The sequence below is a fragment of the Streptomyces sp. NBC_01433 genome (assembly GCF_026340105.1).
Taxonomy (GTDB): Bacteria; Actinomycetota; Actinomycetes; order Streptomycetales; family Streptomycetaceae; genus Streptomyces.
The window spans coordinates 6,077,999-6,097,570 of sequence record NZ_JAPEPM010000001.1 but is presented as its reverse complement, the minus strand read 5'-3'; the positions used below and the strand labels follow the sequence as shown (position 1 = coordinate 6,097,570).

Annotated in this window: 16 protein-coding genes; all 16 read right to left on the bottom strand. The window is 65.9% G+C overall.

Features of this window, described 5'->3' with window-relative positions; all coding sequences use genetic code 11:
- The 16 genes from OG413_RS27295 to OG413_RS27220 all read right to left on the bottom strand — a co-directional run bounded on the left by OG413_RS27295 (position 1) and on the right by OG413_RS27220 (position 19,523).
- Positions 1–1,194, bottom strand: a complete 1,194-nt coding sequence (locus OG413_RS27295) for an MFS transporter (protein WP_266809655.1) — start codon at positions 1,192–1,194, stop codon at positions 1–3.
- A gap of 50 nt (positions 1,195–1,244) precedes the next feature.
- Positions 1,245–1,871, bottom strand: coding sequence for a TetR/AcrR family transcriptional regulator (locus tag OG413_RS27290; RefSeq protein ID WP_266809653.1), 627 nt, complete (start codon positions 1,869–1,871; stop codon positions 1,245–1,247).
- A 255-nt stretch (positions 1,872–2,126) separates the two neighbouring features.
- On the bottom strand, positions 2,127–3,806 hold the full coding sequence (locus OG413_RS27285; protein ID WP_266809651.1) for an ATP-binding cassette domain-containing protein: 1,680 nt from the start codon (positions 3,804–3,806) through the stop codon (positions 2,127–2,129).
- Positions 3,807–3,848: 42 nt separating this feature from the next.
- Complete coding sequence (rfbH, locus tag OG413_RS27280) at positions 3,849–5,168, bottom strand: lipopolysaccharide biosynthesis protein RfbH (protein ID WP_266809649.1); 1,320 nt, start codon at positions 5,166–5,168, stop codon at positions 3,849–3,851.
- Positions 5,169–5,266: 98 nt separating this feature from the next.
- Positions 5,267–7,318, bottom strand: a complete 2,052-nt coding sequence (pabB, locus tag OG413_RS27275; RefSeq protein WP_266809647.1) for an aminodeoxychorismate synthase component I — start codon at positions 7,316–7,318, stop codon at positions 5,267–5,269.
- Entirely contained in the window at positions 7,315–8,811 is a 1,497-nt protein-coding gene (locus OG413_RS27270; protein WP_266809645.1) for a class I adenylate-forming enzyme family protein, read from the bottom strand. Before OG413_RS27270 ends, pabB begins: the two co-directional genes overlap by 4 nt.
- A gap of 41 nt (positions 8,812–8,852) precedes the next feature.
- A complete protein-coding gene (locus OG413_RS27265) occupies positions 8,853–9,803 on the bottom strand; it encodes an NAD(P)-dependent oxidoreductase (RefSeq protein WP_266809643.1) in 951 nt (316 codons plus the stop codon).
- Positions 9,804–9,813: 10 nt separating this feature from the next.
- On the bottom strand, positions 9,814–11,025 hold the full coding sequence (locus OG413_RS27260; RefSeq protein WP_266809641.1) for a hypothetical protein: 1,212 nt from the start codon (positions 11,023–11,025) through the stop codon (positions 9,814–9,816).
- Positions 11,022–11,570 (bottom strand): nucleoside 2-deoxyribosyltransferase, encoded by a 549-nt coding sequence (locus OG413_RS27255; RefSeq protein WP_266809639.1) that lies wholly within the window; start codon positions 11,568–11,570, stop codon positions 11,022–11,024. The genes OG413_RS27260 and OG413_RS27255 overlap by 4 nt, the downstream gene beginning before the upstream one ends.
- Positions 11,567–12,316: a class I SAM-dependent methyltransferase gene (locus tag OG413_RS27250; protein ID WP_266809637.1), complete on the bottom strand. Its 750-nt coding sequence runs from the start codon at positions 12,314–12,316 to the stop codon at positions 11,567–11,569. Before OG413_RS27250 ends, OG413_RS27255 begins: the two co-directional genes overlap by 4 nt.
- A 7-nt stretch (positions 12,317–12,323) precedes the next feature.
- Positions 12,324–13,811: a glycosyltransferase family 4 protein gene (locus OG413_RS27245; protein WP_266809635.1), complete on the bottom strand. Its 1,488-nt coding sequence runs from the start codon at positions 13,809–13,811 to the stop codon at positions 12,324–12,326.
- Between the two features lie 40 nt (positions 13,812–13,851).
- Positions 13,852–15,264 (bottom strand): GNAT family N-acetyltransferase, encoded by a 1,413-nt coding sequence (locus tag OG413_RS27240; protein WP_266809633.1) that lies wholly within the window; start codon positions 15,262–15,264, stop codon positions 13,852–13,854.
- A 27-nt stretch (positions 15,265–15,291) separates the two neighbouring features.
- Complete coding sequence (locus OG413_RS27235; RefSeq protein WP_266809632.1) at positions 15,292–16,065, bottom strand: sugar phosphate nucleotidyltransferase; 774 nt, start codon at positions 16,063–16,065, stop codon at positions 15,292–15,294.
- A gap of 60 nt (positions 16,066–16,125) precedes the next feature.
- The gene (locus tag OG413_RS27230; protein ID WP_266809630.1) at positions 16,126–17,094 is read right to left on the bottom strand and encodes a Gfo/Idh/MocA family protein; all 969 of its coding nucleotides are present in this window, start codon (positions 17,092–17,094) and stop codon (positions 16,126–16,128) included.
- Positions 17,091–18,389, bottom strand: coding sequence for an NDP-hexose 2,3-dehydratase family protein (locus tag OG413_RS27225; RefSeq protein WP_266809628.1), 1,299 nt, complete (start codon positions 18,387–18,389; stop codon positions 17,091–17,093). The genes OG413_RS27230 and OG413_RS27225 overlap by 4 nt, the downstream gene beginning before the upstream one ends.
- Before the next feature lie 48 nt (positions 18,390–18,437).
- Positions 18,438–19,523, bottom strand: a complete 1,086-nt coding sequence (locus OG413_RS27220) for a DegT/DnrJ/EryC1/StrS aminotransferase family protein (RefSeq protein ID WP_266810394.1) — start codon at positions 19,521–19,523, stop codon at positions 18,438–18,440.
- Positions 19,524–19,572 lie beyond the last annotated feature (49 nt).

Below are 19,572 nucleotides of genomic sequence, written 5' to 3'. Positions count from 1 at the left end.
TCAGCTTTCTGCCACGGCTTCCGCACTGCTCACCTTTCCTTTCGAAGCACCGATGGCGAGTGCCAGCAATGCCAATGCGCTCAGTCCGAGGACGGCAGCGACGGCCGGCAGCAGTCCAGCCCCCACGCTGCCCAGCGTCAGGCCGCCGATGGCTCCGCCCAACGAGACCCCGAGATAGGTGCTCGACGTGTTGAATGCCAGGGCCTGAGCCGCGGCCGGTCCGGCGAGCAGATAGAGGCGTGCCTGAATGGCCGGGGAATTCCAGAAGGCCATGCCGCCCCAGATCGTGCCCACCACGACGAGGACGGTGAAGGGCACGGGGCGAACGAACCACAGCAGGCCCAGCACCACCATGATTCCGGTGAAGAGTCCGATCCCGGCGACCAGGGTGCGGTCCGGACCCCATCGGTCGGTGGCCTTCCCGCCCGCCCAGATGCAGATGATGCCGGCGAACCCCGACAGGCTGAACGCGAGCGCACGCTGATCCACGCTGGCCTCGCTCACCGCGGCGAGATAGGGAGCCATGTACGTGAGCATCATCATCGAACCGGTCATGAGCGCGCAGTTCGCCAGGAGTCCGAGCGACACCGGCAGATTGCTGAGGGCACGCAATTGCTCGCGGATATTCGGTACTTCACTGGCCTTGTCGCCCTCGCGAGGCAGGGCCACGAGCAGGAAGGCCAGTGCCGCGACCCCGGCCACCGCCATGGCGACGAAGGTCGCCCGCCAGCCGTAATGGCCACCGATCCACGTGCCGATCGGGACTCCGGCCGCGATCGAGCCCGTGACACCGAGCGCCACGACGGCGACGTACCGCCCGATATGACTTTCCGGCGCGCGCTCGGCGGCGAAGGCGAACACCGCAGGAGTCGAGGCCGCCGCCGCGAGCGCCGCGACGATCCGCAGTGCCATCAGGAGACCGAAGCTGCTGTTCGTGGCCGCCACCAGGTTCGCGGCGATGAAGACCACGAACGCGACGGTGAACAGGCGACGACGGGACACCCGTGCGAGAGCGAATCCGGCGACCGGCGCCGCCACGGCGACGGTGAGGGAGAAGACGGTCACCAGCTGGCCGGCCTGCGCCTCACTGACATCCAGGTCTCTTGCGATCTCCGGCAGAACGCCGGCGATCACATAGTCATCGGTGTACAGGACAAAAGCCGCAACGAGCAACGCAAACAGCCACGCGGGCACAACTGATCTCCTTATGTACTTCGACAGTGCCTGATGGCGCAGCTATCAGGTCAGTCGTCGGTCGGTGCGGCGTCGACGCCGGGACCGTCCACCAGGATCGAACGCAGATGCGCCCGCAGCGTCGCCCGAAGGCGTTCGACGCTGAGCGATCCGTGTGGCGTCACCGAGTCCAGAACCAGCCCGCCCAGGACCGCGATGACCCGTTCGGCCTCCTCGGCCGGGGCGTGCACCTCAAGAACGCGCAAGGCATCCGTGATGACCTGCCGCATGTCGGCGGCCATCTGCTCGGTCACCGGACGGAAAATCGGATTCACCCGGGCGGCGACGATGAATTCCGTCAGCACAATCGCCTCGACGCGGCGTTCCTCGTCGACCGGAAGCAGTTCCTCCAGCCGTGACTGCAGGGCATCGACGGCGGATTCACCCGTGAGTCCGGCCAGCGCATCGGTCGGATACCGGGTGAGCCTCTCCCCCATGCGATTACCGACGTTGGTCACTGCCGCCACGAGAAGGCTGCGGTGGTCGTCGAAGTAGTGGCGCACCGAACCGATGTTCAATCCCGATTCAACGGCGACCTTTCGCAGCGACATTCCGCTGAGGCCCTCCGCGACCAGGAGGCGAAATGCTGCCTCGATAACCTCCTTGCGGCGTTGTTCGAGGTCAATCCGAGCTGGCATTTTCAAACAGTATCACGGATGTGACAAAACAGGAGTCGAGCGCGCCCGGCCGTGTGGATCCCACTTCGATGGGCCGCTGAAGCAGGGTCACGAGAGCTGACTGTCAGGCCGAACACCAGGGCATTGCAAGACAGTTGGCGCCTGCTGCTACTCACACCCGGCCGGACGGGCGGACGGACGCCGCCGACCCCTACGACGCCCCACCCTCCACATACCGAGCAGGCGCCCAACCCATCGCACGCGCAGGGACGTTGGTCACCCACGGCGCCGCTTCACGCGTTTCTCGTCCCACACCGGCTCCGGCGACTCATAGACGGTGCCGTCGGAACCGAAGACCAGGAACCGGTCGAAGTCCCGGGCGAACCAACGGTCGTGGGTGACCGCGATCACGGTCCCTTCGAAGCCGCGGAGCGCGTGTTGCAGCGCCTCGGCCGAGACGAGGTCGAGGTTGTCGGTGGGCTCGTCCAGCAACAGCAGTGTCGTACCGCCGAGTTCGAGCAGGAGAATCTGGAATCGCGCCTGCTGCCCCCCGGACAGGGAGTCGAAGGTCTGCTCCGCCGCGCCCGCCAGCTCGTATCGGGCCAGCACCCGCGAGGCATCCTCGCGCGGCAGCCCTTCCCGACGCTCGTCGCCGCGGTGCAGGATGGACACCAGTGTGCGGCCGGCGAGGTCGGGCCGCCCGTGGACCTGCGCGAACCATCCCGGACGCACCCTCGCACCCAGACGGCCCACGCCCTCGTGCGACACCGGCTCGACCGGAAGGTCACCCACCGGCTCGTGTTCGGGCTCGGGGGCACTGCCGCCGGCGGCCAGCAGCCGCAGGAAGTGCGACTTGCCCGAGCCGTTGGAACCGAGCACGGCAACCCGGTCCTCGAACCAGACCTCAAGGTCGAACGGCTTCATCAGGCCGGTGAGTTCGAGACTTTCACAGACCACGGCACGCTTGCCGGTACGCCCGCCGCGCAGCCGCATCGACAGATGCTGCTCGCGTGGCTGCGCGGGGGGCGGCCCTGCCTTCTCGAACCTGTCGAGCCGGGTCTGGGCAGCGCGGTACCGCGAGGCCATGTCCGAGTTGTAGGAGGCCTTCTGCTTGTACATCTGCACGAGCGCCTTCAGCTTCCCGCGCTCCTCGTCCCAGCGGTTGCGCATTTCGTCGAAGCGCTCGAACCGTTCCACCCTGGCCTGGTGGTAGGTGTCGAATCCGCCGGGGTGCACCCAGGCGGTATTGCCCGCCGCACCGAGCTCGATCGTGACGATGCTCTGCGCCGTGCGGGCCAGCAGCTCGCGGTCGTGACTGATGTACAGGACGGTCTGCGGAGTTTCCATCAGGCGGCTCTCAAGCCACCGCTTGCCGGGTACGTCGAGGAAGTTGTCCGGCTCGTCGAGCAGGAGCACCTGATCCAGGCCGCGCAGCAACGCCTCCAGCACGAGCCGCTTCTGCTCACCGCCCGAGAGCGTGTCCACGGCACGCCGTTGGCACCGGTCGAAGGGGATACCGAGGGCCTCCGTCGTGCACACGTCCCACAGCACCTCGGCGTCGTAGCCGCCGGCATCGCCCCATTCGGCCAACGCGTTGGCGTACGCCATCTGCGCCGCGGTGCCCCCACGCGCCTGCATGGCCGCTTCCGCCGCGTCGACCGTCGCCGCGGCGCGGCGGATGCGCGGGTCCGCCACCGATAAGAGCAGATCACGCACTTGGTCACCCTGGCGGGCGACGAACTGCCGCATGACGCCGTGGCTTCCGCTCCGGCTCACCGCCCCGCCATGAGGTGTCAGGTCTCCTGCGATCATCCGCAGCAACGTGGTCTTCCCGGATCCGTTGGCGCCGATGAGCGCGGCCTTCGTCCCCTCACCGACCCGGAACGAGATCTCGTCGAGCAGCACCCGGCCGTCCGGCAGGCCGAAAGAAATTGAGTTCACATCGATATATCCCACGGACGGGATCTTATCACAGCCGTGATACACGGTTCTCGGGCTTCACGCCACCTCGCGCGTGCGGCCCTTCACGAACTCGGCGATGCTCTCCGCCACGTAATCGATCTTCTCGATACTCAGGCCGGGGTAGACCCCCACCCAGAAGGTGTGCTCGGTAACGATGTCAGTATTGGTCAGCTCACCGGAGATTCGATAGTCGCGCTCGATGTAAGCAGGATGACGGGTGAGATTCCCGCCGAACAGTCGCCGCGTTCCGATGTGCCGCTCCTCCAGGAAGGCCACCAACTCCTGTCTGGCGTACGGTGCGTCCGGCAGCACGGTCAGAACGAAACCGAACCAGCTGGGGTCGCTCCCCGGGGTCGCCTCGGGCAGCAGGAGGCCGGGCAACCCGTCCAGCGCCTTCCGCAACCGATTCCAGTTGCGACGCCGAATCTCACCGAATTCCGGGACCTTGCCCAGCTGACTGAGTCCGAGCGCCGCCTGCAAATCAGTCGTCTTCAGGTTGTAGCCGATTTCGGAGAATATATATTTGTGGTCGTAGCCGTGCGGGAGATTTCCGAGCTGGTAATCAAAACGCTTGAAGCAGGTATTGTCCTGGCCTGGCTCGCACCAGCAGTCCCGGCCCCAGTCCCGCAGCTGCTCCACCAGCCGCGCCAGTTTCAGATCGTTGGTCAGCACGCATCCGCCCTCCCCCGTGGTGATGTGGTGGGCGGGGTAGAAGCTGAGCGTGGCGAAGTGGCCGAAAGTACCGGTGAGCCGGCCCTGATACGTCGAGCCGACGGCATCGCAGTTGTCCTCGACCAGAAAGAGATCGTGCTTCTCGGCAAGTGCGGCGATCTCGGCGACCTGGTAGGGGTTGCCCAGGGTATGGGCCATCGCGATCGCCCGGGTGCGGGGTGAGATGGCCGCCGCCACCCGCTCGACCGTGGTGTTGTACGTACCGAGCTCGACGTCGACGAACACGGGGACCAGACCGTTCTGGACGATCGGATTCACCGTGGTCGGAAAGCCCGCGGCCACCGTGATGACCTCGTCCCCGGGGCGCAGCCGCCGATCGCCGAGCTGCCGGGAACACAGCGCCGATACGGCCAGGAGATTGGCCGAGGACCCCGAGTTCGTCAGATGGGCCTTCCTCAGCCCGAAGAGATTCGTCAGTCCCCGCTCGAACTTCCTCGCGGTCACACCGGCGGCGATGCGCATGTCCAGCGCCGCGGCCACCAGCGCGACCCGGTCGTCCTGGTCGAGCGCCGCGCCGGAGGGCCAGATGGGCGTGACGCCGGGAACGAATTCCTCCGCGGCACCGGTTTCACCGTACGCGCGAGTGAGCTCCAGAATGTGATCTTTTTCGCTGCCTGCGGACACGCTGCCTCCTGATTGCTCACCTGTGGCTGTCTCGGATGCGGTCGGTCGATCTCAGGGCTGTCCCAAAATCCCTGCTGTCGGCGCACGCCCGCCGGGGATTACGGGACAGCCCTCAGGCCCGCGAAGGCGGACTTCGGGGCGGCCGCCTTCACCAGCGTTTCGGCGTACTCCGCCTCCGGGTCCGACAGCAGTGTGATCGCGCCTCCGACTCCGAACGATGCGGAGTCCTTCTCCAGGACCAGGGTCCTGATCACCACGCTCAAGTCGGCGCGCCCGTTGAGGGACACCCATCCGAGGACGCCGGAGTAGATGCCTCGCGGCTCCTCCTCCAGTGCCGCCAGAATCTCCATGCTGCGCAGCTTCGGCGCACCGGTCATCGAGCCGGGCGGAAATGCCATACGGATGCAGTCCACCGCCGAGACGTCCTGCCGGAGCTTCGACTCGATGGTGCTCACCATCTGGTGTACCGACGCGAAGGTGTGGACGCCGAACAGCTCGACGGGACGGACCGATCCGATCTCGGAGACGCGGCTGAGATCGTTCCGCATCAGGTCGACGATCATGAGATTCTCGGCGACCTCCTTCTCGTCGGTCGCGAGCTCCCGCTTCAGCGCCGCGTCCTCGTCCGTGGTGGCACCGCGTCGACGCGTGCCCTTGATGGGGCTCACCCGCACGGACCGGTCACCGCTGATGGTCATGAACCTCTCGGGCGACGCGGACAGCACGGAGAATTCAGAGGTCCGAAGGAACGCGCCGTAGGGAACCGGGCTGGCGGTACGGAGGCGTGCGTAGGTCTCGACCGCATCGAACTCACCTGCTATCGAGGCGGTGTTCGTCAGGCAGAGTTCGTAGGATTCACCGCTGGACAGGTAGTCCTGACACTTCAGGATCTTCGCCAAGTACGCCTCCTTGCTGTCCCGGAAGACGACGCCTTCCGGCTCTTCCGGCTGTGCCCGGGCCGTCGGCTCCAGGTCGGCGGGAGGCGCCGAGATCACCTTCCGCACCGTGCGCGAAGCGCTCTCGAACCACGCCTGCGCATCTGCGTGTTCCCCCAGCCCAGGGCCGGAGGCGAACAGCAGATAGACCCGTTTCTCCCGATGGTCGACGGCAACATAGCGATCGGTGAGCAGGAAGCGGGCATCGGGAAGCCGGGAATGCCGGGAAACGGCCATCTTCTCGGTGTCCGCTCTCAGTTCGTATCCGAAGTAGCCGACGAAGCCGGGGCGGAACTCGAAGGGCAGCAGGTCCTCCCTGTCCACCCTGAGGAAGCGCTGCTGGTCCTTCAGGAAGGTGAACAGGTCGCCATCGACGTACCGCACCGAATCGTCGGCGTCCGTCACCGTGACCCGCCCCTCGGCCACGCGGTAACTCGCCGTCGTCGAGCGGGCGTCCGGCAGCCCGCCGATGATGGAGAACCGCGCCCGGTCGGTGTCGGAACTGTCGAGCCAGAAGCTCTCCGTCGACGAGCCGCAGAACGCCTCGAACAACGTCCGGCCGTCAACCTCCCCTTCGACACACACCCACGTGCAGTCGATCTCACCGTTCCGGTTCTCACGATCGGGCGACGCGCCTCTGCTGTCGGTGACGATCTCGGCGAAGTTGCGCAGGAGGAGCCGTCCGTCGTCGCTGAGGATCGACTCGGGATGGAACTGAACGCCCCATACCGGCCGGTCGCCGTGACGGATCGCCATGGGAATCCCGTCCTCGTCCTCGGCGATGACCTTCAGGGGCTCTTCGACGCCCGACAGGGCCAGGGAGTGGTACCGGACCGCGGTGAACTCCTCGGCCATGCCGCGGAACAGGCGGTCTCCGCCGTGGCGGACCCGGGAGGTCCTCCCGTGCATGATCCTCGGAGCCGGCCCCACCTTCGCCCCGTAGGCACTGCCGATGAGTTGATGCCCGAGGCAGACACCGAGAATCGGCAGGTCCACCGACGTCACGATGGTGCGGGATATTCCCACGTCGGCAGGTACATCGGGACTGCCGGGCCCCGGCGAAATCACTATGCCGTCGAAATCCTCGAAGCATATGGATGCCAGCGGATCATCGTTCTTGACAACCACGCATTCGACATCCGGGAGCTCGCTCAGGTACATCCAGATGTTGTAGGTGAAGGAGTCGTAGTTGTCGATGATAAGAATACGGGTCATCGAATCACTCCAGGCTCTCCGTCGATGAGTACAGAAGTCAGCTTGTGCCTCATGATCTTGCCGCTGCCGGTGCGCGGAATCTCCGGCACCGGTGTCCACTGCTTGGGGACTCGGAAAGGATCCAGGTGCCGGCGAAGTTGCGTCCGGAGTGCGGCGAGGGACTCTTCCGGTTCCCCCGTCGACGGATTCATCACCACGAGCGCGGACAGTGTGGACACACCATCGACCAGGGGCGCGAGTACGGCGCAGTCCTCGACGCCCGCACAGCTTCTGATGGCCGATTCGATCTCCACCGCCGACATGGAGATTCCACCGGCATGCACGAAGTCATCCGTTCGTCCGACGACCACGAGACCGCCGTTGTCGGCCCAGTACCCGATGTCCTTCGTCTCCAGCCAGCCGTCGACCAGCAGCTCTTCCGTCCCGTTCACGGTGACCGCATGGCGCGGAATGGTGGGCCCGGTGACCCACACCGCGCCGACCTCCTGTTCCGATCCGACCGTCGGGAGCGGGCGGCCGGAGTCGCTACGCAGTTGCACCGCGTAGCCGGGACACACGAAACCGGCGGTACCCGTGGCCCGGCGCGTCACTCCGTTCGCGCAGAAGGCGTTGCCCACTTCCGTGGAGCCGATCTGGTTCAGCACCGGGACCTGCCAGCGGTCCTCCAGCCGAGCGGCGACGGCGTCGGGGAGCGGTTCGCCCGCGGAGACGACGGCCCGCAGCGCCGCCGGACGTTCGACGGCGGCACTCTCGACGTGGTCTGCCAGCTTGGCCAGCGCCGACGGAACGGAGAACGCCAGGGTGGCTCCGTACTGGTGCAAGGAGTCGACGAACGTCTTTTCGTCCCTGCGTTGCCTGCTCAACACGACCGAGGCGCCGCTGAAGAGCGGGTAGACGAACTGGTTGTTGAAACCGTAGGTGAAATAGTATTGCGAGAGCGAGACGATGGTATCGGTCGCCTGAATATCCAGGCCGTTCGTGCCGCCCACCGCGTCGTGGAAGAAGGGCAGGTCCAAACTCGTGTGTGCCACGGCCTTCGGAATTCCGGTCGTCCCCGAGCTGTACAGGTAGTAGCGCGAGACCTCCGGCCCGCCCCCGTGTTCATGGTGAACGGCCGGAGGACGGGATTCGCGGCCCTCGATGTACAGCGCGCCGTCGCGGTACGAGATCACGAACTTGGTGGGCAGAATTCCCAGCATCCTCGACTGCGTGTGCTCCGCCAGGTCCGGATTCACCACCAACGGAACTGCGCCGATGGCGTGCAGGGCAAGGAAGACGGGCATCCATTCGGGCCGGTCGCCCACCAAGAACCCGACATGATCACCTGGCCCGATCCCACGGCCGAGAAATTCGTCGGCGAGTTCGCCGGCACGAGCGTGGACGTCCCTGTGCCGCTGGATGTCACCCGTCCGTTCGTCTATGACAGCGGCCGTATCCGTCCAGCCGCCCTCGTCCGCCAACCGCGCGGCCAGAGTGGATGTGTTGCTGAACATAGCTCTCCCCGTTTCCCTGGATATTGCTGGTACGGACTGAATCAGCCGAGCGCCGCCGACGCCGTTTCACTGCGAGCGAGGGCCGCGCCTATGGAGTCGGTCAAGGTGAAATCCCTCGTCCAGCCGAGGTGTGATTCCGCACGTGCGGTGTCGGCGCACTGCCACCGCGCTCCGGTGCGCAGGCCGCCAGGATTCCGCCCGAACCGATAGGGAATCCCGGTCTGCGCAGCGAAGGCGTCGAAGAGCTGCCGGATGCTCGTCGCGGTCCCGGACGCCGCGTTATAGACGGCCACCGCCGGTCCCGGGCGTCCGGCGGCCAGGCTCACCAGGCCGGCCACGTCCCTGACATCGATCAGGTCCCGCGCCGTCTCCGGGAGCGGAACGTTGGCCACCACCTGCTCCGATCCCGCTTCTTCCGCGGCTCGGTACAGCCCGACCGCGGAGGCCCAGATCCCCTTCGTACCGTGCCCGGGGCCGATCACGTTGAAAGCGCGGATCAGCGTCACCGGCCTGTTCATCCGGTAGGCCGCGCGGACCAGGTGGGAGGCTCCCGCGGTCTTGGACTTCCCGTACGTCGTCAGAGGAGCCAGGACGCTCGACTCACTCACCCGTACGCCCGGCGCGGTGTCACCGTATTCGTGCGAGGACCCGAGGTGCAGGATCGACTCCGTCGTCCCGGACCGTTCGCACGCTTCCGCGAGGCGGCAGGGCCACACGACGTTGTCCCGGCGCACCACCGCGGGGTCGGTGGACCACGAGGCACCCACGGCGTTGACGATCACGGCAGGGCCGCAGCGCCGCAGGAAGCGGGACAGCGCGAGGGACGACCAGTCGTTCCCTGCGTAGTAGGGGCCGTCGACCTCCCCGGCGCCACCCGTCGTACGCCCGTACCGATCCACCCCTGTGCAACGCCACCCGTCCGCGGCCAACGCCGCGGTCACGCACCTTCCGATGAACCCCTTGGCTCCGAAGACGACTACGGTTCCGGCCACGCCGCCCCCGTCACTTCGCCGCGGCCACGCGGGCCGTGTCGAGTACGACCTCCGCGGCCACCTTCGCGCCGTCCGCCCCCACTTTCTCCACCAGGCCGGTCCAGATGCCGGCGGGAAGCGCCAGGCACTCCGGGATCAGCTTCGCCAGTTGTGTCCGGAAGGACAGGCGCGTGATGTCCGAGTGCCGGCGCAGACCGTCCGCGATCGCCTCATAGACGTAGTCGTTCCCGGCGGCTTCGCTCTGCGCCGCCTTCTGCCGGACCACCGCCTCGTCGACGACGCCGGCCGGCCACTTCACGCCGGTGTGGGCCCCGGTCGCCATCCTGTGGATCTCGCTCTGCTGGAATCCGGAAACGTTCTGCGGTGGCAGCCGGATCAACGGCGTCCCGCAGGCGCTCGCCTCCAGCAGGCTCATCAGTCCCGGCTGGCTGAGGCACAGCGCGCTCTCCGCGACGCGTGTGCGGTACTCGTCACGGGCCAGCGGACCGAAGCGGAATTCCGCGCGCCCCGAGTACGGGGCGACGAGGGCGTCCAGATCCGCCTGAGGGGTGTTGCCGGCTATGAGGATGTCGTCGAAGCCGGTTTCGATCAGGGCCTCGATGGCTCCTGGAAGCACCAGGGACGGGTACGTGGTGGTGTCCCGCATGGTCAGACCGAGCATCCCGCCGAGCGTGACGATGGCTCGCCGGTTTCCCTCCGCGTATCCGTAGGTGTTCCGCGTCTGGTCGGGCGGCTGCCACGGAACCACCGCGCCGATCCACTGCAGATTGCGGATGTCCCGCATCCAGTCGAGGGTCTCCTGGGACAACCCGGGGAGCCTCAGGGCGAGGTAGCGGCTCACTTCCAGCGGCGGCACGGCGAGGTCCGCGCCGTGCCACAGGAAGGGCATGAGGTCGACGAAGACGGTACGCACACCCGCCGCTTCGAAAGCGCGGGCGGCGAACCCGTCCAGTGTCACGAGAGCCACGTCGAGATCCTTCTCGGCGGCCGCCCGCGTCAACGCCTCGTAACCCGAACCGTCGAACGCGCACCACTCGTCGACCACGTTCTGCATGAGGGACCGTCCGTACTCGCTCCCGAAAGCGACGACCTGGCAGTCCCCGGACACCGTCCGCCGGATCTCGCTGATGACGGTCTCCAGCGCGGCATGCGGCCCCCAGCCGAAATTCACGCCGAGGATGCCGATCCGGACACCGCCGGGAGTCGAGGCCGACGCGTTCACCGTGCTCCTCCCGGCGAGCGGAACTTCAGGGCACGCTCGACCGCCGTGCTCTCCCAGAACCGGTCCGACTGCCGGTACTTCGCGCCGAGGCCGACCGCCAGGGAACAGGCCTTCTCCACGACCGCGGGGCTGCGCAGATCGCCCTCGACCACCTCCAGTTCGAGCAGGGTGCCCATGCCCCTCAGCATGGAGGAGAGCGAGTCGAAGGACGTGGTGACCAGGACCGTGGGCCGACGGACCGAGGCCGCGTAACCGAGTTCGAAGGCCACTCCGGCCGAGGGTTCGTCACCGACGAGTGCGCACAGGCTGTCGGACGCGTGCAGGGCACGGAGGTCGTCCCGCATGCAGTCCTCGGGCGGCAGTCCCGCGGCGCCCCACTCCTCGTTCATGTGGGAGCTGAAGACCGAGGCACCCAAATCGGAGAGCCGTGTGTGGTAGCTGAGGATTTCGGCCTTCCGCTCCGGCAGGAATTCGTCATCGCGTACGTAGTTCCCGAAAGGCGCCGCGAGGAACACCTTCGGACCGGGGACCATGGAACCGCTCATGCGCTGACCGCCTTCACTACGATGCTCCCGCCGAATCGGCCGCGTACCTGCCCCGTCGCATAGTCCCGGAAGCCGAGGCTCGCAATCCTGAGCCCGGATTCCCGGAGCAGCCGGGTCACTTCGGAAGGACTGAACAGATGAACGGGGGTGTGCAGAACTTCGTCGCCGTTCCGGTACGCCGCCGTGAAATTCCCGCCGCCGGGGAGCACACGGTCCCTGGCCACATTGCGGATCACACTGAGCGGGCCGTAGGTGACGGCGTTGTACCGGTTGTTGACATCGAACACGAACACGCCGCCGGGCTTCAGAAGACTTCTGATCTGCTTCAATCCCGGTACCAGCTGCGTCTGCGGGATGTGTCCCAGGACATTCGACAGACAGGTCACCAGATCGAAGCGCTCCGAGAACGCGTCCGGCAGCTCGGGGGCCCCAAGAGGCATCGCCAGCACCTGGGCGCTGGGACAGTTGCTCTGTGCGAGGACGGCCATCTCGGGACTCTCGTCGATGGCGGCAACGCGATCGGGACGGATTTCCGAGACCACTCGTTGCAAACGTTCACCGGTGCCGGTGCCCACGTCCAGCAACGCGAGGCCCTTCCGGCTCCCGGCTGCTGCGGCTATCTCCTTCTCGACTGAGCGAAAATAGCCGCTATGACGCTCCAAATATGTGGCGTATCCGCGTGAATAGGCGTCGTAGAACCGCTTCGACGTCACTGCGGTGGTCCGAGGTGTGGAACCCTGCGACATACGTCTCCTAATTCCGGATGTATCCGAGGCAACTCTCGATGTCGAAGCGCCCCCAGTCTGCGGCATGCTCCAGGCCGGCGGCGACGGCCTCCTTCGGCAGGTCCGCAGTCGCCCGCAGCACGAACTCGCACACCTTGCGCAGCTCCTCGACCGGTACGCCGCTGGACCAGGCCAGGTAGTAGAAGGCCTGTGCCCCGTGCCCGAGTGCGCGGAATTCCGCGTCCGCCGTCGACAGCACCAGCTCCTCGACCGCCTGCGGTGCTCGCCAGGGGTCGTCCAGGGTGGGATTCCGTCCCGCGAGGACGGAAATCTCCTCCCACAGAGCGGCGGTGATCATGTCCCAGGGGACGAATTCCCGCGCCTGACCGGTCGCCGCGAGTTCTGCGTAGACCGCCGTGTACTCCGATGCCAGCGAACGATTGGACAGACGCGCGGACAGGGGCCGTGCGGTCTCGACGAGCCGCTCCCTGGCATCGGGGTCGAACCACAGACTCCGGAGTGCTTCCGCGATCAGTCCGCCGTCCGGCGCGTCCACGTACAGCGCGCCCGACTCCCCTCCCAGGTACTCGCTGATCCCACCGGCCCGGGTGGCGATCACCGGACAACCGGCGGCCTGGGCCTCGACATTGACCAGGCCGCCGCCCTCCGACTTCGAGGCGACGACGGTGGCGAACGCGCCCTTCAGCAGGGAGGCGGCCTCCTCGATCGGCACCTCCCCGATGAACTGGACGCGGGAGCTCAGGCCGAGCCGGTCGGTGTACTCCTCCAGGGCGGCCCGCTCGCTGCCGTCCCCGGCCACGACCAGCTGGAGCTCCGGGATTTCGTCCTTCAGGCAGCTGATCGCCTCGATCGTCCTGTTCACGGACTTGGCGGGCTCAAGACGTCGCAGTGACAGCACATAGGGCCCTCGCGCGCCCGCGTTCTCGTGGGGTGCCGCGGTGCTGAACAGGTCGTGGTCGATGCCCACGTAGAGCGTCGGCACCGGGGCCTTTTCACCGACCATCAGCTCGGTCTGCCGGGCGAGGTCGTCCGACGCCGCGTTCAGCAGGTCCGCCCGCCGCATGGCCGGGAGGACGAAGTCCCGTCCGGTCAGCCAGACGAGCCGCGGATCCGGATCGACCACATCGGGGATGTCGTAGCCGCCGACGGTCTGGATGACCGGCACGTGCCACAGACAGGCCAGGAGCTCCGCGATCATCGGAAGCGGCCGGCGCAGGCCGACGACGTGGATGACATCCGGCTTCCTGACCCTTCGGATGAACTCCCGCAGCTCGCCCGTCAGTGCCCGGAAGTCGGAGGGCAGCACCGGATTACGGACTCGGTGTATGCGCACGCCATTGCGCACCTCTTCCTTCGGCGTGGTGTCGGGCACATGGCGCGTCAGCACGTCCACGTGGTGTCCACGTGCCACCAGCTCGGCCCCGAGTTGGTCGATGGGGTCCTGTGCGCCACCGGTCACCGGGTAGTACACGCTGCATACGAATAGAATGTTCACTGGCTTCCACTCCTCGTCCTGCCGACCGGTGTCGCCGAGTTCAGGGCTTGGCCTTGTAGCGCTTCCCCTTCAAGCCGTGGACTTCCTCCACGGGGAATCGGTCGATGTTGACGGCCAGCTTCTTGTCCGCCGCCTCGATCAGGTCGAAGTCGCAGTAGCGCGCGAAGCGGATCAGGTAGTTGAGGATGTCCGCCGCCTCGAAGGACAGCTTGTTCCTGAACTCCCTTTCCGTACGGAGCAGTTCGACGACTTCGGGTTCGCTGAGCCACTGGAGTTCGGCCAGCAGCTCGCCGGCCTCGCCGCCGACCGCCATCGCGAGGCCGCGCGCCTCCTCCAGTTCGTCCCAGCCCCGGTTGTGAACGAACGTCAGGAGGCGTTCGGTGTAGGCCTTCAACCGGTCGGAGTTGCGGCCCAGGTGAGTGGTCTCGCCGACGAGCCAACCCCACTGGGCGGCTACCTTTCCCGCGGAATACGCCTCCGGGAGCAAGCCTTCGAGCGTCCACATCTCGCTCTGGAAGGCGGTCACCACCGCCGGGTCCACGTGCTGGTGCGTATACAGCTTGTGCGTACGTCCCTCGGCCCAGGACTGCGCGAACCTGAGGGTCTCCCGCAGTGCGCTCCGCGATGTCGCGCTCAGCGGCATGAGCTTGACCGCGCCGCCCTTCTTCGGCCCGAACGCGACGACGGAGCTGAGGACGTCGGATGCGTAACCGAGGTATATCTCCTTGTACTTGGACTCCACCTCGCGCGAGCTCCGTCGCTCGTGTCCCGCGACCAGGGCTCGGACGAAGTCCTCGTCTATGCCGTCGACGAAGGCGTCCATGCGGGAGGTCAGGAACCGTTCGAGCTCCTCGTACTTCGACGGGGAGTACTCCTCGAACTTCAACGGCTCGCGTACGGCAGCGGACTCGTCACTGTCGATGTCGTAGTAGATCGCATGCTCGACGACGCCGGGACGGTACTGACTGTTCGACTGCGAACCGCACGTCCAGCCGCGGTTCAGGTAGAACGTCTCGATCCAGGAGCTCGGCTCGGCGACGGTTCCATAGAGCTGCCGGATGCCGCGCTCCTTCGCCACCTCGACGGACTTCGCGAGCAGCGCGGATCCGGCGCCGTTGGAACCGCGGAAGTCAGGGTTGACGATGAGAGGGCTGATCTTCATGGTGCCCTGGCGCTTCTCGGCGATGTTCATGACGCCGACCACCTCGCCACCGGCTTCGGCGACGTAGACGTGCTGGGTCTTCGAGAAGTGGCCCACGGGGTCCGTGCCACCGCCGAGGTGCGCATCGATGATGCGATCGGCCTGAGCGACGTGATCACCGTCGTAGTTCCGCCTGAGGGAACCGTGCAGGAGCCCCTGAATGACCGCTCGGTCCGCTTCCGTGGCGTCCCTGATGACGATCCTATCGAGCTCTTCGGACAAGGTTTCGTTGGTGTCCTGCTGAACAGTCATTTTCATCTCCCTCACGTATGGCGGAAATTAGGCGAGCTGTTGTCGACGGGCGACCGCGGCGTCGACCAGGCGGTCGGGTGTGCCTACGTCGAACCACCCGGCTTCCTCGGGAACGGCCACCGCGGTGAGGCCTCCGTCGTCGATGTAGGACTTGAGCAGAGACGTCACTTCCAATTCACCCCGGCGCGACGGGACGATCGACTCCAGCCTCTTCCATATCGAGCCGTCGAAAGAATAGAGCCCCGTGCACACCTGACTGCTGTGATGCACATCGGCCTTTTCCTGAACGCTTACGACTGTCCCGTTCGCGATGCTCTCGACAACCCCGAAATCCTTTGGATTGGGGTGTTCGATGACCGCGACCGCAGCGCTGCAGCCGGTGTCGTCGGCCTGCGTGAGGATGTCTCCTGCCCAGGTCGAACTGTGTACGTACAGCGTGTCCCCGAGGCCGACGACGATACGCTCGTACCCTTCGGGTTCCAGGTACTCCCGGGCACAGGCGATGGCGCCGGCGATGCCGTTCGGCTCGTTCTGGACCACCGTCCGGATTTCGATGTCAGAATATCCGAGCCAGGCCGGAATGCTCCGGTATATCTCTTCGTCCGCCGCATTGCAGACGAGGACCAGGGTATCGACACCGCATTCTTTCATCACGTCCATGGAAAAGGCGACAGCCGGTCGGTCGTACACCGGAAGGAGATGCTTGTTCACTACGCGTGTCGCCGGAAACAGCCGGGATCCGGTGCCTCCTACCAGTACGATTCCGGCAACTCGTTCTTTGACAGGGTTCGTTGCCCCCATTGCCTACCGCCTTCTGGCCCGCAACGGGGCCGTGGTCGATCTACGGTCGAGAGGTGTGGGTTACGCGAGAGAGGTCGCGGTTGCTTCTTCCAGCGCGGCGATGCGGCGCAGAATGGCCGGACATTCGACCAGCCCCGCCGTCCTCGAATTCCGCAGGTGCCTCGCGGCCGCGGTCAGGCACGCCCGCGTGGCGTTGGTGGGCTCGGAGGTCGCGACGACCCTCGGCCCGGGTTCGTCCCTCCTTCTTCCGACGACCTGCCCCGGGGTGTCCACCCGCGGTGAGAACGCCCGGAGCAGTTCCAGACGCCGGTGGGGGTCCGCGACGACGACGCTGTTGGCGTAGGAGTCGCCGATGGCCCACGAACCGGTGTAGGTGAAAGTCCGGCCGCCGATCAGTCGCCTCGTGATCGCCGCGCCGCCGTCGGCGTCGGACTCCCCGAACAGCACCGCGCCGATGTCGAGTTCTTCGGCAGCGGCACCGAGCCTCATCAGCGCGTCGACGCAGTAGGTACCCAGGTCCGCGGCGGCCCCTCCGTGTCGAGGATGCCGACGAAAGTCCGTCGGTTCTCGTCCCGGTATGCGGAACACCGCGGAAACGGACACGGAGTCCGCCCAGTCCTCGACGCGCACCCGGGCGAGGAAGTCGGTCCAGCCGGGGTGGTACGGGTAGGAAAGGCACTCGAAGACCGTGCGGTCGCAGGCACGAGCCATCGCGTCCAGCTCGCGGGCCTCCGCGGCCGTCAGAGAGACCGGCTTCTCCACCAGCACGTGTTTCCCGGCGGCCAGTGCCGCTCGGCAGTCGTCGAAGTGACGGCCGGTCGCACTGGAGACGTAGACGACGTCGACGTTCTGATGGGCCAGCACCGCGTCGCGGTCGGTGAGCTCGATCCCGTCGGGTGGTACGGCTGAGCGCGTGTTTCGTGGATGGTCGGTCCCCACGAGGAGAGGTCCGTCCGTGCCGTTGAGTTCCCGGAGCAGTGGAGCGGTCCGCCGGCTCAAGTACTCGGAATTTCCGATCGCCGCGATCATGCGTTCAGGGTTCCGCTCGCGATGAGGCCCTTGATCATCGTCAGACAGGTGCGCAGCTCGACGCTGAGCCGGTCACCGTGTTGATCGAGCGCCTCCACCTCTTTGAGAGTGATCCATTGCCCGGCCGGCTGCTCCTCGACGTCGGGAAGCAGCCCCAGTTGGTAGGTGGCGATGGCACCACGGAATCGACCGCCCTCCTCGGTGTGGACCGCGGAATGGATTTCACGGCAACGGACGAGACCCGAGGACTCCGCGATCATCGAACGGCGCCGGGACTCCGTTGTGTGGTCGGCGATATCGCCTCGCTGGAACCGCGCCTCCAGACTGGGTCCGCGGACGGATCCGATCCGGACTCGTTCCGAGACAAGCAGTTCCGGGCCGTCCGGACCGGGCCGGATCAGCAGAGTGCACTGGCCCATGCCGACCGGTGCCAGCAGCGGCTGGTCCCAGGACGCGACCTCACGGCCCTGTCCTTCGACGCGGCAGCCCACGACGGAGAAGAATCGACGCTGCCGGTGCTCGATACTGTCCGCGATTTGCCATTGCGACAAGCTGCCCAGTGGCACGAGTTCGGGATTCGATCCCGGCGATTCCGGATCTTGTCCGCCCGGTCGCGGTCTGCTCGTCACCGGGCCGAGGCCGTCCGGGGACGCGGTGGCCTCCAGCGGCCACATGGACAGGACCGACCGCAGATCCATATTGAGAAGGCGGCTTTCCAATGCCGCCTCCAGTAGAACCGGAATCGGTACCCACCGACTTTCCGGTACGGTCCGAGCGACATCGGCCGCTTTCTGGGCGTCGAGCAGGACTATGCGATTACGGTTGACCTTTCCGAGGAACCACGACTCCTGCTCGCGTTGTACGGCATCGGCCAGCGTGCACACATCCTTGGACAGCGCGATTTCGACGGCCGGAACCCGATGCCCGCCATGCGCGGCTTCGTAATTGCTACGGGTGGCCTGCACGGTCGGTGCTACTTCGATGCCGTCCGGAGTGCCCGGCTCGAATTTGAATGTGATCAGGGCATGGAATTGTCCGTCGAACTGTGCCACGAAGAGGCACAGGATTCCGACTTCGCTCTGTTCCACGAGCGGCTGCTCAAGTGGTTGATTCGTACCCGACAGATCTCTTGCGCCGACGACCCTGAAGAATCGACCCGTCTCGTGCGCCAATGACCCGTCTTCCGTCATGGACCACGATCGTAATTCGGTCAACGGAACGGGAAAAACGCGTGCGGTCAGCGAATTACGCCGCCGTAAACACTCCGAGCGTAGCTCCCGAACTGTGCCGATCACCTTGGATACTGGTTTCAATGACACGCATATTCCCCGTCGTGTACGCGTTCATGCCACGCATTCGCCCAGCCGGTCGCAGACGTAGTCGATCTCGTCAAGACTGAGCAGCGGATGGATCGGGAGGCAGATGACGTCTCGGGAAAAGCGCTCCGCCACGGGCGTATGGCGGGTAGCGCCGAGAGGAAAATCGCCGAGCGGTCTGAAATAGATCTCGGATTCGATTCCGGCGGAATCGAGTTCTATCCGCACGCGTTCCCGGTCCTTGACCAGGACGGGCACGGCGAAACCCCCGGACCTATCGGAGTCATCGGCCTCGCGCACGAGTTCCACCGGCGAGCCGGCCAGCCGCTCGCGGTACCGGCGCACGATCGACCTGCGCTTCCGCAGCTTGTCCTGCAGGGCTTCGAGCTGCGCGAGGCCGACCGCCGCCGCGATGTCGCCCATGTTGTACTTGAACCCGAGCTCGGGGATGTCGTAAGGGTTCCCCCAGGACCGGGCCCCCATGTCGATCCCGAGTCTGCGCAGTCGTTTCGCCCGCTCCGCGGAGACCGCATCGGGGAAGGTGACGCATCCGCCTTCACCGACGGCAAGGGATTTCGTCGCATGGAAAGAATAGGCTTGAATATGCGGCGACTCACTCATCGGACGTCCCTGCCACCTTGAGCCGATGGCATGGGCACAGTCCTCGACGACCGTCACTCCATATTCTTTGGACAACTCGTTCAACCCTGCAATGTCGCAAGGGATCCCCGAGTAGTGGACGGCGATGACCGCGCTGACGTCCGGTTCGGTGTCCAGAATTTCCCGCACCGAAGCCATATCAATGTTGCCCGTCGCGCGTTCAATGTCGGCGAGAATCACGCGGCACTGATGCTGAAGTGCCACTGATGCTGTCGAAACAAATGTGTTGGCGGGAACGATGATGGCGCTTCCCTTGGGCACGTTTGCCACAACCAGCGCCAGATGGAGGGCCGCGGTGCCGGAATTCACGGCGACCGGGTACTTGCCGACCATATCCGAGTTTGCTAACTCTTGTTCGAACTGCTCCGTCACGGGTCCGAGTCCGATCCAGCCGGATTCAAGAACCCCTCGGAGACGATCCAACGAGGACGTCTCCACTTGTGGTCGATACATTTTTATTTGTTTTTTTGACGGGACATGCTGCGTCATCACGCACCCCCTT

What these genes read in the sequence shown, in the direction of transcription:
- OG413_RS27290 (WP_266809653.1), bottom strand. Translation starts at nt 1,871, where the DNA reads ATGCCAGCTCGGATTGACCTCGAACAACGCCGCAAGGAGGTTATCGAG.
- pabB (WP_266809647.1), bottom strand. Translation starts at nt 7,318, where the DNA reads ATGACCCGTATTCTTATCATCGACAACTACGACTCCTTCACCTACAAC.
- OG413_RS27270 (WP_266809645.1), bottom strand. Translation starts at nt 8,811, where the DNA reads ATGTTCAGCAACACATCCACTCTGGCCGCGCGGTTGGCGGACGAGGGC.
- OG413_RS27255 (WP_266809639.1), bottom strand. Translation starts at nt 11,570, where the DNA reads ATGAGCGGTTCCATGGTCCCCGGTCCGAAGGTGTTCCTCGCGGCGCCT.
- OG413_RS27250 (WP_266809637.1), bottom strand. Translation starts at nt 12,316, where the DNA reads ATGTCGCAGGGTTCCACACCTCGGACCACCGCAGTGACGTCGAAGCGG.
- OG413_RS27240 (WP_266809633.1), bottom strand. Translation starts at nt 15,264, where the DNA reads ATGACTGTTCAGCAGGACACCAACGAAACCTTGTCCGAAGAGCTCGAT.
- OG413_RS27235 (WP_266809632.1), bottom strand. Translation starts at nt 16,065, where the DNA reads ATGGGGGCAACGAACCCTGTCAAAGAACGAGTTGCCGGAATCGTACTG.
- OG413_RS27230 (WP_266809630.1), bottom strand. Translation starts at nt 17,094, where the DNA reads ATGATCGCGGCGATCGGAAATTCCGAGTACTTGAGCCGGCGGACCGCT.
- OG413_RS27220 (WP_266810394.1), bottom strand. Translation starts at nt 19,523, where the DNA reads ATGTATCGACCACAAGTGGAGACGTCCTCGTTGGATCGTCTCCGAGGG.